We start from the raw sequence: 14127 nt of genomic DNA, 5'->3' as shown, positions 1-14127 counted from the left end.
TTCACGTGATTGGTGATTCGCCGCGTCAGCGGTTCACCGTGTTGTGCCATGACCTGATCAGGGCGGGCGCCCACGATAAGGCGCTGGGCTCGGATGGGTTTGTGGTGATGGCGTATCTGCTGTCGTGGGGTGTGCACCCGCACAACCGGGTGTGGGAGACGTCGGCTTCGGAGATCTCCAGGCAGCTCGGGTGGGGTTCGAACCGGGAGCGGGCACGTAGGGCTCTGGTGGCTGCGGAGAAGGACGGCCGGCTGATCAAGCGGCATTACTTCCGGGATGGGGCGTTGGTGGAGCGTCGGCATCAGTACGTGGTGTGTGCGGGTGGTCGGAAGTTTGAGCCTGAGGAGTTGTTGACGTATTCGCAGCCGATCGTTCTGGATTCGAATTCGGGGGGTGCGGAGTGAATTTTCTTGCACCGCAGGCGTGCAACATCAACACGCCAATCTTGCACGCTTCCCGTGCAACATGGCTGACCGGATCTTGCACGCTTCCCGTGCATGATGGCCGCCGCGATGTTGCACGTTTTTTTGTGCAACATCAGACCCTCGAATCTTGCACGGCCAGCGTGCAACTCACCTTGCACCCCCGTACGTGCAACACCGTAGAACAGTTACCCAAGAACAGAACCCGTCATGCACTGCGTGCAAGACGGACCAAAAACCTCTACCGCAACCTGACTACCGGGTTACGCAAATCGGGGACTTCTCCGCAACCCACTGACCGCGCGCGCGGAGACGAGGTGCGCCATGCCTGAGGATCGCGGAACGATGGGCCACGCCAAGGCATTCCCGACGGTGCTGCGCGGTCAGGCGTTGGTGGCGTCGGGGTTGGAGATCAACGTCGTTGAGGAGCCGTGGGTTCGGGATGCGTTGTGCAGCGAGACGGATCCGGAAGCGTTCTTCCCGATACCCGGTGGTAGCACCAGGGAGGCGAAGCGGATCTGTCTGCGGTGTGTCGTGCGTGATGACTGCCTGGAGTACGCGCTGGCTCATGATGAGCGGTTCGGGGTGTGGGGCGGCATGTCGGAGCGTGAGCGCCGCCGGATGAAGCGCAAGCTGCGCGGGGGTGCAGCGTGAGCGACTGGCAGCTCGACCCGGATTACAACGCTATCTGGCGGTGCTTTGACCACGTGCCTGTCGAGTCCACGCCTGCGGCGGCGGTGATGCAGCTCGTCGAGCCGGCGAGTGGTGGAGCCTGGCCGCCCGTGCTGGCGAATCTGTGGGAGCACGACCAGTTTTCGATGCTGGTCCTGATGGCTGCGGTGATCGCTGACGGTATCCAGGAGCCGATCATCGTCGGGAACGACGGCGAACTGTGGGATGGTCACCACCGTTTGGCGGTCGCCCTGGCGCTCGGCATCGATGTCCCGACCCGGGTTATTCCGCAGGGTGGCCCGATCCTCAGCCACGACTTCCTGCCTGTTGCTGGACATCCCGATGACGACGAGTGCACCTACCGCCGCGACGGCACCGACGCGACGCACTGCGGTGAGCCGAGACGGGAGCACACGGCATGAGCTTCGAGGCCCGCTATGCCGGCGACTGCGCCGCTGACAGCTGCAACTACGGCGACGGCCGGATCCGCCCGGGTGATGACGTCGAGTACGTCGATGAGGAGCTGATGCACCGGGAGTGCGCCAAGAGCGTGCGCCGCGGTGATCCGCCGCTGTGCCGGGAGTGCTTCACCCATCACCGCGGGGAGTGCGCGTGACGACGGAGCCGTATGAGGAGATCGTGGGCCGCGCTCAGAGCCTCGATGCGTCTGATCCGTACGTGGAGACGGGTGCGTTGAAGTTCCCGTGTCCACCGCCGGTGGCGAAAGGCTGTGGGGCCGTGATTGGGGTGAAGTGCACGTTCGAAACCGAGGAGTTCCGTGCGGGTTTGGGGCTCGTGAAGATCACCTCGACGAGGCACTCTCCGTGCCTTGTTCGTTATATCGGAAAGGGAAAATCCAATGCCTGAGTTGCAGGGTCACACCATCGAGGTCAACGCCGAGGGGCTGCGCTGGATCGCTGCCGAGCGGGCCCGCCAGATCGTGACGGGTTATACCCCCGACCACGATGCCGAGCATGGCCCCGACGAGCTGATCCGGGCTGCGTTCGCCTACGCCGCGCAGGCGCAGGATCGGATCGCGGAGGCCGCGGGCGAGGACCTGGGGGACCGTGAGGGCCCGGACGCGTGGTGGCCGTGGGACGCATCGACCTTCAGCCCCTCTGATGACGCGGTGGAGAGCTTGGCGAAGGCTGGCGCGTTGATCGCCGCGGCTCTCGACGTCGAGCTGGCGCGCCGGGGCCCGCAATGACGGATCTCGTTCCGGCTGGGGACATTGAGCAGATTGTGGGTGTTGATCGGCATCCGACGTTCCATCTTGGCCGGATGGTGACGGCGGATCAGAAGATCTACATCCTGCACTCACGTGAGTGTTTCGAGTCCGGTCTGGATCTGAGGGAGTGCCTGTTCTCGCAGGCCCTTGACAACGGGGTCGAGCGGGATTCGTGGGCGAATCACGAGAACATCCCTGTCGCGCTGGGCATCTCGGACGGCCAGCTTGAGGCGCTGGGTCACCACGCCCATCTGATGGACAGCGACGATAACGCCGCTGAGAGAGTCCGCCGGGCCATCCGCGCAGGTGAGGGGTGAGTCGTGAAGCCTAACGACGAGACCGCGGCGAGCGCGGGACGGCATTGCCCAGTGTGTAAGGGCTGTGTTTATCACGATGGCCGGCATTGGCGTCATGTCGGCACCGAGCTGATTCTCGAACATTGCCCGGTCCCCGATGGTCACCGACAGCTTCCCGTGACCATCCCCACTGTGGCATTCAAGGGCCCATGCGACTCTGACGCCACAATGTTCGAGCGCGCAGCGTCGAACTTGGACAACGGATTTGATCTGGGCGGCAGCAATCTCAAAGCGGCTGTAGCTACGTTGCTGCGGAATGCTGCGGCTGCACTGAAGGCGTCAGATAGGCCCGACCCCGAATCCTCGTACTACTAACGGCTGATCCAACGATTCGCAGGTTTATCGGCACAGACAGCAAACTAGGAGAATGATGTGACAATTCACGATCTCAAGACGTGGCCGGACATGTTCGAAGCGATCCAGTCGAAGGTAAAGACGGTCGAACTCCGTAAGGACGACCGAGGGTTCAAGGTCGGCGATCTGCTGAGACTTGCCGAGTGGAGCCCAGAGTCCGGTTACTCGGGACGGTCGTGCCTACGGTGCGTGACCCATTTGGTGCCCGGTGGCCAGTTCGGGCTTGAACCGGGCTACGTGGCGATGTCCCTGTCACCGCGTTGGCGCGGCCGGAACCCGGACAGCTGACATGAGCGCAACGCCGAGAGTCGATGCCCTCGCCTCGATGATCCAGGCCGTCCACTGCGAATATGTGAAGTGCATCTGCCTGTGGCATCCCGCATATCCCGACGAGCGAATCATCGGAAAGCCGGACTGCCCGGCGCATCCCGGCGATGACTGCGACGAGTCGAAGTACGACCGCGACGAATGACCGCCCGCCCCGGTTATCGGCTGAATCCGACCACATCCAGCAAAGGAAAAAATAGAGCATGACATCTGACGATCAGATAGCTCGGTCGTTGCAGGACATGGGGATTGACCCTGTGAAGTTGGCCGAGTGGGACCAGTCCGAAGCGGGCAAGGCGGCCAACCAACGGTTCCAGGAGATGTGCGAGCGCGGCGAGATCTTCCACGCATCGAACGCCGACCTCTCGGCGATCGAATTCCTAACGGACCCCGTCGAGGAGGCGGTGGGCGCCTTCGACGCGTTCGTTCGGGAGTGGATCGGACCGCGCCACCATGCCCACCTGATGGATAACGACGACAACGCCGCTGAGAGGGTCCGCCGGGCCATCCGCGCACTGAGAGGTGATCAAGAATGACCGGAACGACAGCCGAGTGCAGCTACATCGGTGGACACGCTGAGGGATTCGACCGGGAGTGCTGGTGGTGCTGGCGTGCCACGCTCGTCGACCGAACCAAGGCAGCATTGGAAGGCATCACGCCCGCGCCGTGGGAGCGCCGGACGGCACCTCACGATGACACAGAGACCCACGCCCAGTTCATGGCGGGGACCCTGGTCGGTGGCGAGCAGCTCCACGTGCTCATCGCGGAGAGCCCGGATCCCAAGTACGCGTATATCGTGCCGGCGGTCACCGGTGATGGTCCGACGAGTGAGCGTAACGCCGAGTTCATCGCAGCAGCCAGGACTCTCGTACCCGAGCTGCTGAGCGAAGTCGAGCGCCAGGAGCAGCTGATAGCGGAATTCCGCCGACGTGATGAGTCGGCAACGGGTGTCATCGAACGACTCAAAGCTGAAGTCGAGCAACTGAAGCGGGGGGGCGAGGAGTGCGGCAAGATAATCCGCCGCCAGAACCAGGACGTCCTGGACATTACCGGCCTCCACCACCTGATCGGTGAAGACGGGGACGGGGATTGGGCTGCGGTCTGGGAGAACCTTGCTGAGATGGTCCACGCGGGCAAGGCTCGGTTGAGCCAGTGATCAAGCAGACAAGCTGCTTTGAGGCCCGCTGCGACGACGACGAATGCAACGAGCCATTCGGCGGCTACGACGACGACGGCGGGGCAGTCCACTTCGAGACCCGTGAAGCCCTGGAGCAAGAGCTGCACAACAGCGACTGGGTGGTGACCGGCGACAGGGTTTTTGATGTGCGCCCGATGCGTCGAGCAATCGGCCTGCGCCACGCTCGGCCATCAGTGGGGCGAATGGGAGCCAATCGACGTTGGGGAGCGATATCAGGGCCAGAGTCGAACGTGCGGACACTGCGGGCAAAACGAGTACGACCCGCCTATCGGTCGGCAAACCAGCGAGCAGCCGTCAACCTGACATATGAACCCGTTATCAGCACGAGAGGACGAACAAAAGCGTGACTGCTACCGAGCACAGCCATCGGGCGTGGGTGCTGGTCGACCCGGTCCAGGATTACGAGGAGTCGTTGACGATCTTGGGGGTTTACCGCAGCGACCGGACCGCCCGGTATGCGGCGCGCGCACACATCCGGCGTGAGCCGCATCGCGATCTTGAGGCCCAGGAGCGCCGCGGCGCCGACCTGTTGCGGGTTTGGACGTGGAGTTGGCGGGACCGCCACTGGACGCTCTGCTATCGCAACCCAATCAGACCGTGCCACAAACACAATCACGCCGAGGTGGAGAACGTCGCGGCCAGCCTAAGCACCTCGGAATCGGATTAGGGGGCAGCGTGTTTGAGAAGTCGACGAGCGACGCCCGCCCGGACAGCGAGATCCACCGCTGCCTGTCTGGTGAGGACTGCCGCGGCCGGGTGTTCGCCGACGGCCAGCATCAGCCAGCGTTGACGTCGGAGCCCAGCTCTGTGTGTGAGGCCTGCTTGTACGCGTTCGAGCGGGCTATCGACGACATGGTTGAGACGTGGCTGTCGCTGCATGTGGCCATCGGCGATAGCGGCCGGCGGATCAGCCAGAAGGTGTCAGGGTCACCGTCGGCGCCGATCAACGTCAACACCGATGTCGATGCGTTGAAGGTGTCGATTGTCGAGTGGATGGTGGGCGCCGCCGCCGCGGTTGCCGACACACTGAACGCGTCAGCGCCTAAGCCGACGAACAACAGCGACACCGAGCAGATCCGCACACTGGTGGCGTGCACGGCCCTGATTGGCCCGCACGTGGACACGTTGCTCAGTCTTGGGGACTGCGAGGTGTCGGTGTGGTTGGGGGCCGCTGAGACCGATTTCCCTGGCGAATCTGTTGAGTACCAGTCTGAGTTCGGCACGGTGTACATCCCGAACACCGTCGTGGACGACTACACAGGCCTGCAGATCGCCCAGCACCTCACTGTGCTGCGCCGCCGTGCCCGGAAACTGCTGGCCCTCACCAGCCCTGGCGACAAGGAATGGCTGTCGCTCCCGTGCCCACGCTGCAACGCCAGCCGGTCGCTGACCCGCCGTCACGAGAAGCAACCAGGCCACAAAGAGATCGACCAGATCAACTGCGCGAACTGCAAATTGGACTGGCCCTACGAGCAGTACCGGAATCTAACCCTGATCTGGGTTCGGAAGGACGAGATGGAACGCGAAAAGCTCGAAAAAGAGCTGGCCAAGACGAAGGCGCGCGCCGAGCTAGCTGAGTGGCTGCTGGCGCAGCGGGAGTGGCAGATATCCCTGGCACTGGACTGCCCTGATGTGACCGCTGCAGAATTCGCAGCCACCATCCTGGCCGCCCAGAACACACCCGCTCCGGGGGAGTTCATGTCCGACAAGGACATAGCCGCGCTCGTCGGCGTCGCGCCGGCCACGGTGCGGTCCTGGGCCTTCCGCGGCCACATCAGCAAGCCCATCACCGCTGATGACGGCTCCAGCCTGTACCTGGCGAGCGAGGTCTACGAGTACGCCAAAGCCAACACCAGCACGCGCTCCACGACCGCCCGCAGGCTGGACAACGACCGCAGGGCCGCACAAGCGTCGGGCGACCAGTGACACACCGACACGGCACGAATTGCGTGACAACCTGCGATGTTGCGTGCAACAATGTTGACGTCGACGGACCATGCCCAAAATCAGGGCCTGGTCCGTTTCGTTTTGCGGGAGGCTGCGATGAGCCAGGACGAGCATTGGCGTAAGGCCTACAGCAAGCTAGATGAGGCAGCGACGGAGCTGTTCCGGCTGCTGGAGCGCGACACCGATAACCCGGGTGATCCACCGGCGATACCAACGGACTACGTCCTGGTTGTTGGGTCGATGTACATCGACTCTGACGGTGACCGATGCGGCATCACCAGTCACTTCCCCAAGGACGGTTCACAACCCGTCTACGTCACCGACGGCCTGCTCAGCCAGGCACTGGCACACCTCAGGCGCTAGGTGCCACGAGCGCCACGCCGCTGTCCTGGCGGTAAGGGAACGTGCCGAGAGCTGATCGTCAACCGTCGTTACTGCCCAACGCATACGGTCGCTTGGCAGGGTGAACGGACAGCGTCGAGCAAGGCGACGTCGAGCTGGGAGTGGCAGCAGTTCCGCACCTTTATCCTCGATCGCGATGGTCGCCAGTGCCAGATCCGATACGTCGGTGTGTGCACCGGGCACGCGACGGTGGTCGACAAAGAGAAGCCAGCGTCCCGGCGTCCGAGCCTGGCGCTCGACGAGCACAACGCACGAGCAGCGTGCCGTGCTTGCAACGACCTCAAGGCGCTGACCGCTGACCGCGGACTGCCTGAGCCGCCGCGCGAGGGCGAGCCGCACCCCCCAGGGGTACCAGGTCCCCCCGGGTAGCCCTCGCCCTCGCCGCGTAGTTCTGCAAAAAAAGCTCTGTACGCTTCCCGAAAAATCGGATCCGGGGCGAAATCGCGCTGATGTCCAGCGAAACATGCTGTGCCACAACACATTCCCGCTATGGGAGGTGCTGCGTTTGTCCTGATATAGGAGCCCGCCAATGCCTGCACATTCGAAGGACCCGTCCGTTCGCGCTCGCCGGAACAAGACCGCCACACGGGCGACGCTGAAACCTGTTGAGAATCCAGAGATTCCAGATCTGCCAGCGGGCACGAAATGGCATCCGCAAGTACGGGATTGGTGGACGCGGGCCTGGTCCTCGCCGATGGTCCCCGAATGGACCGAGTCGGACATCGACACGATGTACCTCGCAGCCAAGCTGATGCAGCTGTTCTGGAAGCCCGGAACCACCGCGGGAACATGCAAGGCGTTGGCCGGCGAGATCCGGCAGCTGCTCGCGACGTGTGGCCTGACGCCGATGGCGCGCCGGTCGCTGCAGTGGGAGATCGAACGCGGCGAGGCCGCCGCCCAACAGACCGCGGCGCGCCGCGCAGGGGAAGGCCCAGCCAGCTCGGCGCGATCGGCCGGGCAGAAGCGCACCGATCCTCGAGCTGCGCGCGCACTCGCCGCCGTCAAGTAAGGGCTCCGCGTGGAGCTGATCGTCCCGCCCGACGACAAGGTCCTCTGGCCGACTCTGGGCGATCAGGTCTGCGACTTCCTCGAAGCCCACTCAGTGTTCGGCCCGGGCGACCTCAAAGGTCAGCCCTACACGATGGCCGACGACTGGCAGTACGTCACCTACCGCTCGTATGAGCACTGGCCGAAAGGCGCCAACCGCGCCGGCCGCCGCCGCTTCAACCGGACCAACGTCTCCATCCGGAAGGGCGCAGCCAAGACCGAGTTCCTCGGTGAGATCTCGTTCGCCGAGCTCCACCCGTACGCGCCGGTGCGATTCAACGGCTACAACCGCGACGGCTCACTCAAAGCCGGCCGCGCCGTCGTCGACCCTTTCATCCCGCTGCTGGCGAACGCCAAGATCCAGGTCGAGGAGCTGGCCTACGGCGCGCTGAAATTCATCTGCGAGAACTGCCGAATCGCGCGCTGCTACTGCAAGGAATGCGACGGCGACCGCTGCCACTGGTGCGGCGATGACTGCCTGGGCCCGGACTTCTTCGACGTCGGCGTCGACCGCATCATCCGCAGAGGCCCCGACGGGAAAGCCGACGGCAAGGCCGTCCCGGTGGCCACCGCGCCGGACACCAACGACGGTGGCCGCACGACGTTCAACGGGTTCGACGAGACGCACCGCCTTTACCTGCCGACCGAAAAAGCGGCCGTCACCACGATGGATGAAAACCTCGGCAAGCGCTACGCGCAGGACCCGTGGAGTATGGCTGTCACTACGGCCGGCGAACCCGGTCAGGAGTCGGTCGCTGAGGATGACCACTTCGAAGCCGAGGCCGTCGCGCGCGGCGAGGTCGAGCGATCGTCGACGGTGTCAACGTTCTATTTCCACCGCCAGGCCTCCGACGGCTGGGACATGGACAAGTTCGAGGACCGCATCGCGGCGATCCGCGAAGCCTCAGGGGATGACCTCGCTGAGCGCACCGACCTCGAACGGTTGGCGGGCAGGTGGGATAAACCCAAGGCGGACAAGGCCTACCTCGAGCGGGTGTGGACGAACCGCTGGACGCAGCAGGGCGCCCAGGCCTGGGACGTCAAGAAGTGGGACACCCTCTACACCCCGGAGTTGTTCATTCCGCTGCGCGCGTTCGTCACGATCGGATTCGACGGCGCCCGCAAGCGTGACGCCACCGGCTTTGTGGTCACCGACGTCAAGACCGGACTCCAGCAGGCCGAAGGACTGTGGGAGCGACCCCACAATGCCGGCGACGACTGGGAAGTCGACGAGGACGAGGTCAACGAGAAGCGCAAGGAACTGTTCAGCAAGTACCGGGTGCTCAAGCTCTACGCCGATCCGCCGCACTGGAATTACACCGTCGGCGCCTGGGCCGCGCACCACCCCGACAAGGTCGAAGAGTTCTGGACCAACCAGCGCCGCCGGATGTACAAGGCGCTCAGCGCCTACGAGGACGCGATCGCCAGCGGAAGTGTCAAGCACAACAGCGCCCCAGGCGATGGTCGCGACCCGAGCACCGTCGGTGATCTGACCAGGCACACCAGAAACGCCGGCCGCAAGAACACAACCTTGGTCGCCGATGAGGAAACCGGCGAGAAGGTCTGGCTGCTCACCAAGATCCACCCGGATCGCAAGTTCGACCTCAACGTCTCCGGCGTCCTGTCCTGGCAGGCCCGGATGGACGTGCTGCCCGAAGTTCCGAAGCCCAAGAAGCGTGTATTCAGACGAATCAGATAGGAAGGGGTGGCCGAGTTGACAAGTGCCACCTCAGATCTGGAGCCGCAGGAATGGTTCCTCAAGCTCAACGCGATGTTCGGGAAGCCGACTCAGCGGCCCTGGCAGGACAAGCACACCCGGCCCACGATGTTCAACGGACGGGTGGACACCCGCGAGTTGAGCAGCTGCGGCAGTCGCTACACCACACCTCGCAACGAGTTCCTCGACACGCTGTGGTCCTACAACGTCGGTGACCCACCGCTGCCCCAGCTGCAGCCCGAATACCACGAGGTGTTCCGGGGAGTACTCCGTAAGGCGCGCTCGAACTACGCGCCTATGTGCATCGCGCCGATGCTGGACCGTACTGAGGTCCAGGACATTTCGACACTGGTCGACAACGATGCCGATGGCGACGACATGGCCGCCGAGATCATCGAAGAGACCGGCTTCGGTGCGGTCAGCAAGGAAGTGTTCGAGTACACATTCGCAATGGGCGAGGGCTACGCCATGGCGGTGCCCGGAACCGCCGGCGGCCCCAAGCTCTCCAGCGGCCAGCCGATGCCTACAGCCCACGCGATCGACCCGCGGCGCTGCATCGGAATCCCCGACCTGAACAACCCGATGCGCCTACGGGCAGCGCTGGTGCACCAGTACGACCCGATCCTCGAGCAGCGCAAAGCCTTCCTGTACCTGCCCGGCAAGAAATACCCGATCCTGTTCAACCAGAACACGGGCCTGTGGACCTGGGACGGAACGGTTGAGGACATCAACGGGCTGGATGCGCTCGGCGGCATCCCAATCGTCCACTTCCCGAACAAGTTCGGGCTCGGCGAGTACGAGCCGCATCTGGATCTACTCGACCGCATCATCGACACCACGCTGCAACGGATCATCGGGTTCTGGTATCAGGCGCTGCGTCAGCGCGGCCTGATCGGCGACGAGGACGAAGAGGAAGACCAGGACAGCCCACGGTCGGAGTCCAAGGAACCCATAGACCTCAACAAGGTGTTCCGCGCCGGACCCGGTGAATTATGGCAAATCCCAGCAGATTTCAAGATCTGGGAATCGCAGCAGACTAGCTTCGACAGCATCCTCAAGGGCAAGCGCGACGACGTGCAGGAGTTCGCCGCGCTCACCGGAACTCCGCTGCACTACGTGTCCCCGGAGGCAGCCGACGGCTCCGCTGAGGGGGCCGGGCTGCTCCGTGAGACGCTGACGTCGAAGTGCCGTGACCGGCGTGTACGGTTGGAGCCTCGCTCGAAGCTGCTGTGGCGGATGCTGTTTGCGATGGCCGGTGACCAGCAGCGGGCCCGCCGGATTCAGGTGCAGTGGGGACCGATTAATTTCCACACCCTCGCCGAGCAGGCATCGGCCTCGTCGCAAGCGGTGGGGACCTTGTCGCTGGAGGACCGCTGCGAGCGGATCTGGGACATGTCGCCGGATGAGACGGCGCGAAACATCACCCGCCTCAACGCCGACAGGCTGATGGGACTGGCCACTGTCCCAGGCACCCAGCAGCAGTCATCGGCCAGCTCGGCGCCGACGCCGCCGGCCGCTGACAACGCAAACGGCGGCGCCGCCGATGACGGCACCAACTAACGCCCCAGCGTCCTACGAGCAGGCGTTGGCCGCCGCCGCGGCCATCGTGGCCGCGAGGTCTGCCAAGCCGGATCCGGTCGTCACGCTGACGGCGACGGCGGAACAGACCGCCGCCACGATCGACACAGCGTCGACGTGGGCGAAGGCGATGATCCGGCAGCTCTGGTTGACGGTGGACCCGTACAACGCAGCGCAGGTGAAGGCCTTCACCGAGCGGGCGGCCTCGCTGATGGAGTCGGCACAGACCGCGGTGGCGCGGATGGCCGCGGCGGGCACGCAGCAAAGCTTGGCCAGCCTGGGCATCCTGATCCAGGCCGCCCCGTCCAACCCACTGGATATCCGAGCACCTGGGGCGACTCTTAAGAAGGGTCTGCTTGCGCTGCAGCGTCATTCGGTCAGCGTCGACTACTCCGGTGCTGACGGGCCCGCGAAGCTGACCCGCGCCGACATGACCACTCGGGGGATCTTCAACCGGCCCGCCGCGCTGTACCGGTGGGCGCAGTCGCAAGGCAATCCCAACGCCGCCGACCTAGCGCTGGGGCGCATCGACAACCTGGTCGACACCAATCTCATGCTGGCGCACCGATTCGCCTCGCAGGAGATGATCGTGCGGGCCGCGAACCTTGACGACACCGGCAAGCGCAGCCGCGGCCGCCGCGGCGTCAAGGTCATCGGATACCGGCGGGTGATCCACCCCGAGCTGTCCCGCACCGGAACGTGCGGCATGTGCATCGTGGCCTCCGACCGGATCTACCACGTGGCCGAGCTGCTGCCCATCCACGGCGGCTGCAACTGCACCATCGCCGCGGTCACCGAGGACTACGACCCGGCTGACGACCTCAACGCCATCGACCTGGGCCAGATCTACAAGCAGTCCGGCGGCACATCGGCCGCGCACCTGAAGCGCACCCGATACAAAGTCGACGAGCACGGCGAACTCGGCGCAGTCCTGGTGCCCGACAAGAAATACAACCCGCGCAGCGCCGCCGGCAAGCGGGCCGCCGCCGCGATCGCCCCGTCCGAACCGGAATCAAAGGCCGACATCGCGCACCGGCACCTGCCGATCCTGGAAGCCAACCTCGCCAAAATCCGCGAGGCCGGCGCAGCCGAGGACTCGCCCCAGGTCACCTACCACAAGTCGACGATCGCGCGGATGCAAGACGACCTCGCCGCCGATGCCCGGAAGGCCCGCAGTTCCACCGGATCCCGGTCGGAGAAGGCCCCCAAGACCGCGGCCGGCGCCGGTGGTGGCGGAAAGCCACCGCAGCCACCCAAGGCCAGCTCTCCAGCCGCGGGGGACAATCCCGAGGACCGGATGAACGCGCTGTTCGCCGGACAAGCTGACGGGGCGACAGCGGGACAGAAGGACTTGGCCGCTCGCTGGCAGTCGCTGGATCGCTACTACGAACAGGTGCAAGCAGCGGCCGTCGACGACCCGTCAGCGTCAGAGGATTCAATCGCGGTCGCTGAGGGGTTGCGCCGCCTGACGCTCCCGCTACCTGAAGACGTGCAGGTATGGCGGGGGATCCGGTCGATCGAGGCCACCTTCGGTACCGGCATAGAGCAGGTTGCTGGCCGGCCGGACGAGATCATGCGCCGCTTCCTGTCGACCTCGGTCCACGAACAGGTTGCGCGCGACGAATTCACTCAGCCTGGCCGCAACCCCGCAATGCTGAAAATCACCGCCAAGGCAGGCGTCAAGGCAGTCTGGATGCCACCGCTGGGTGATCCGACGATGGCCTATCAGGGTGAACTCCTCTTTCAGACGGGCGCTCTGCTGCGTATCGTGGACGTGGACACCTCAGGCGAGGTGCCAGTGATCGAGGTGGAGGTGAGCCGGCCGTGAGCGAACGCTTCTCGGACAACCTTGACCTCGTCGCGCCCGCTGACTACGTGCCGACGTCGGCGCTGGCGCTGCTGAATCATCTGCACCTCGACGACGCCGACCGGGCGCGCCAGGAAGCCGGCATCCGTGACTGGCTCAGAACACACACCCCCGGGCGGGCAATGGTGTTCACCCTCAAGAGCGAGGGCTTCGGTCACCTGCTCGAGCACCGCGCAACCGCATAACACCTCTCGCACACTTAGAACCCCGCTGAGCTGACGCTCCCGGGGTTCTTTCGTATCCCCAGAATCTTCCGCCGAAACCGGCGGTCGGCCCGCTATGGGCAAACCCTCACCCCGATATGGGAGCCCCATGTACCGCAACAATGCCCGATTCCTGTCGCTGTTCACACCCAACACCGACCCGGCCACGCCCGCTACGGACGGCCCCGGGGCAGGTGGGGGAGCAGGCGCCCCCCAACAGCAGCCTCCGAACGCCGATAAGGGGTTCCCGGAGAACACGCCGCTGGCGAACATGACCACCGAGCAGCAGCTCGCCTACTACAAGTTCCACAACCGACAGGCCGACAACAAGCTCGCCGGATTCCATGGTTTCACACCGGATGACGTCGACACGCTTTGGAAGCGCCTGGTGGAGCAAGACGAGCAGCAACTCTCGGCCAACGACAGGGCGCTGAAGGATGCGGAGAAGTCTGGCCGCACCGCTTCGGACGCCGAGTGGGGTCCGAAGTACCTACGGTCCGAGATGAAAGCTCTTGTGTCGAGCGTGATTCCAGACAAGGAAAAGCGCGACGCCTTCATGGCGGGCACGGATCCGAAGCTGTTCGTCGGCGAAACCGGCGAGCTCGACGAGGCGAAGGTGATGGCTCACCTCACGACCCTCTTCGGCGCACCCGCTGCAGGCGGCGGGCAACAACAGCAGCAGTACGACTGGGGTCAAGGCGGCAACGGGAGTGGGCCTCTGCCCGACAGCAAGCCCGGCGACGGCGGCCGCGCGGAAGCAGAACGACGCCGCGCCAAAAACCAGCAACAAACCAAGTAATCAAGAAGGA

19 protein-coding genes are annotated in these 14127 nt (G+C 64.5%); all 19 read left to right on the top strand.

Going from position 1 to position 14127, the window contains the following annotated elements:
• Positions 1-5: 5 nt before the first annotated feature.
• The 19 genes from EV580_RS06700 (at position 6) to EV580_RS06605 (ending at position 14117) form a co-directional block, all read left to right on the top strand.
• Positions 6-404, top strand: a complete 399-nt coding sequence (locus EV580_RS06700) for a hypothetical protein (RefSeq protein WP_208114569.1) — start codon at positions 6-8, stop codon at positions 402-404.
• A 342-nt stretch (positions 405-746) separates the two neighbouring features.
• Positions 747-1076: a WhiB family transcriptional regulator gene (locus EV580_RS06695; RefSeq protein WP_286171473.1), complete on the top strand. Its 330-nt coding sequence runs from the start codon at positions 747-749 to the stop codon at positions 1074-1076.
• On the top strand, positions 1073-1516 hold the full coding sequence (locus EV580_RS06690; protein WP_133690274.1) for a ParB N-terminal domain-containing protein: 444 nt from the start codon (positions 1073-1075) through the stop codon (positions 1514-1516). Before EV580_RS06695 ends, EV580_RS06690 begins: the two co-directional genes overlap by 4 nt.
• Positions 1513-1710 carry a hypothetical protein gene (locus EV580_RS06685; protein WP_133690273.1) on the top strand — a complete coding sequence of 66 codons (198 nt, stop codon included), beginning with the start codon at positions 1513-1515 and terminating at the stop codon, positions 1708-1710. The genes EV580_RS06690 and EV580_RS06685 overlap by 4 nt, the downstream gene beginning before the upstream one ends.
• 243 nt (positions 1711-1953) lie before the next feature.
• Entirely contained in the window at positions 1954-2301 is a 348-nt protein-coding gene (locus tag EV580_RS06680; protein ID WP_133690272.1) for a hypothetical protein, read from the top strand.
• A complete protein-coding gene (locus tag EV580_RS06675; RefSeq protein WP_133690271.1) occupies positions 2298-2639 on the top strand; it encodes a hypothetical protein in 342 nt (113 codons plus the stop codon). The genes EV580_RS06680 and EV580_RS06675 overlap by 4 nt, the downstream gene beginning before the upstream one ends.
• Before the next feature lie 411 nt (positions 2640-3050).
• The gene (locus EV580_RS34475; protein WP_133690270.1) at positions 3051-3320 is read left to right on the top strand and encodes an ASCH/PUA domain-containing protein; all 270 of its coding nucleotides are present in this window, start codon (positions 3051-3053) and stop codon (positions 3318-3320) included.
• A 1-nt stretch (position 3321) separates the two neighbouring features.
• Positions 3322-3504 (top strand): hypothetical protein, encoded by a 183-nt coding sequence (locus tag EV580_RS06665; protein WP_133690269.1) that lies wholly within the window; start codon positions 3322-3324, stop codon positions 3502-3504.
• A gap of 58 nt (positions 3505-3562) precedes the next feature.
• On the top strand, positions 3563-3895 hold the full coding sequence (locus EV580_RS06660; protein ID WP_133690268.1) for a hypothetical protein: 333 nt from the start codon (positions 3563-3565) through the stop codon (positions 3893-3895).
• Complete coding sequence (locus EV580_RS33650; RefSeq protein ID WP_166654538.1) at positions 3892-4515, top strand: hypothetical protein; 624 nt, start codon at positions 3892-3894, stop codon at positions 4513-4515. Before EV580_RS06660 ends, EV580_RS33650 begins: the two co-directional genes overlap by 4 nt.
• 385 nt (positions 4516-4900) lie before the next feature.
• Positions 4901-5224 (top strand): hypothetical protein, encoded by a 324-nt coding sequence (locus EV580_RS34185; RefSeq protein ID WP_286171472.1) that lies wholly within the window; start codon positions 4901-4903, stop codon positions 5222-5224.
• A gap of 8 nt (positions 5225-5232) precedes the next feature.
• Positions 5233-6483: a helix-turn-helix transcriptional regulator gene (locus EV580_RS06645; protein ID WP_133690267.1), complete on the top strand. Its 1251-nt coding sequence runs from the start codon at positions 5233-5235 to the stop codon at positions 6481-6483.
• 117 nt (positions 6484-6600) lie between these two features.
• Positions 6601-6867, top strand: a complete 267-nt coding sequence (locus tag EV580_RS06640) for a DUF7213 family protein (protein WP_133690266.1) — start codon at positions 6601-6603, stop codon at positions 6865-6867.
• A 568-nt stretch (positions 6868-7435) separates the two neighbouring features.
• Positions 7436-7915: a phage terminase small subunit gene (locus EV580_RS06630; protein ID WP_133690265.1), complete on the top strand. Its 480-nt coding sequence runs from the start codon at positions 7436-7438 to the stop codon at positions 7913-7915.
• 9 nt (positions 7916-7924) lie between these two features.
• Positions 7925-9652 (top strand): terminase large subunit domain-containing protein, encoded by a 1728-nt coding sequence (locus EV580_RS06625; protein ID WP_133690264.1) that lies wholly within the window; start codon positions 7925-7927, stop codon positions 9650-9652.
• Between the two features lie 6 nt (positions 9653-9658).
• On the top strand, positions 9659-11230 hold the full coding sequence (locus EV580_RS06620; RefSeq protein WP_133690263.1) for a phage portal protein: 1572 nt from the start codon (positions 9659-9661) through the stop codon (positions 11228-11230).
• The gene (locus tag EV580_RS06615; protein ID WP_133690262.1) at positions 11214-13076 is read left to right on the top strand and encodes a hypothetical protein; all 1863 of its coding nucleotides are present in this window, start codon (positions 11214-11216) and stop codon (positions 13074-13076) included. The genes EV580_RS06620 and EV580_RS06615 overlap by 17 nt, the downstream gene beginning before the upstream one ends.
• Positions 13073-13300, top strand: coding sequence for a hypothetical protein (locus tag EV580_RS06610; protein WP_133690261.1), 228 nt, complete (start codon positions 13073-13075; stop codon positions 13298-13300). The genes EV580_RS06615 and EV580_RS06610 overlap by 4 nt, the downstream gene beginning before the upstream one ends.
• Positions 13301-13427: 127 nt before the next feature.
• Positions 13428-14117: a hypothetical protein gene (locus EV580_RS06605; RefSeq protein WP_133690260.1), complete on the top strand. Its 690-nt coding sequence runs from the start codon at positions 13428-13430 to the stop codon at positions 14115-14117.
• The last annotated feature ends 10 nt before the right edge of the window (positions 14118-14127 follow it).

Origin of the sequence: Mycobacterium sp. BK086, assembly GCA_004362315.1 — a bacterium.
In the GTDB taxonomy this organism is placed as follows: Bacteria; Actinomycetota; Actinomycetes; order Mycobacteriales; family Mycobacteriaceae; genus Mycobacterium.
Note: the sequence above shows the minus strand (reverse complement) of the source record. Positions and strands in the feature narration are given on the sequence as shown.

Coding starts and splice junctions, on each gene's coding strand:
- EV580_RS06630 (WP_133690265.1), top strand. CDS start 7,436: ATGCCTGCACATTCGAAGGACCCGTCCGTTCGCGCTCGCCGGAACAAG.
- EV580_RS06675 (WP_133690271.1), top strand. CDS start 2,298: ATGACGGATCTCGTTCCGGCTGGGGACATTGAGCAGATTGTGGGTGTT.
- EV580_RS06615 (WP_133690262.1), top strand. CDS start 11,214: ATGACGGCACCAACTAACGCCCCAGCGTCCTACGAGCAGGCGTTGGCC.
- EV580_RS06665 (WP_133690269.1), top strand. CDS start 3,322: ATGAGCGCAACGCCGAGAGTCGATGCCCTCGCCTCGATGATCCAGGCC.
- EV580_RS06680 (WP_133690272.1), top strand. CDS start 1,954: ATGCCTGAGTTGCAGGGTCACACCATCGAGGTCAACGCCGAGGGGCTG.
- EV580_RS06695 (WP_286171473.1), top strand. CDS start 747: ATGCCTGAGGATCGCGGAACGATGGGCCACGCCAAGGCATTCCCGACG.
- EV580_RS33650 (WP_166654538.1), top strand. CDS start 3,892: ATGACCGGAACGACAGCCGAGTGCAGCTACATCGGTGGACACGCTGAG.
- EV580_RS06660 (WP_133690268.1), top strand. CDS start 3,563: ATGACATCTGACGATCAGATAGCTCGGTCGTTGCAGGACATGGGGATT.
- EV580_RS06640 (WP_133690266.1), top strand. CDS start 6,601: ATGAGCCAGGACGAGCATTGGCGTAAGGCCTACAGCAAGCTAGATGAG.
- EV580_RS06605 (WP_133690260.1), top strand. CDS start 13,428: ATGTACCGCAACAATGCCCGATTCCTGTCGCTGTTCACACCCAACACC.
- EV580_RS06685 (WP_133690273.1), top strand. CDS start 1,513: ATGAGCTTCGAGGCCCGCTATGCCGGCGACTGCGCCGCTGACAGCTGC.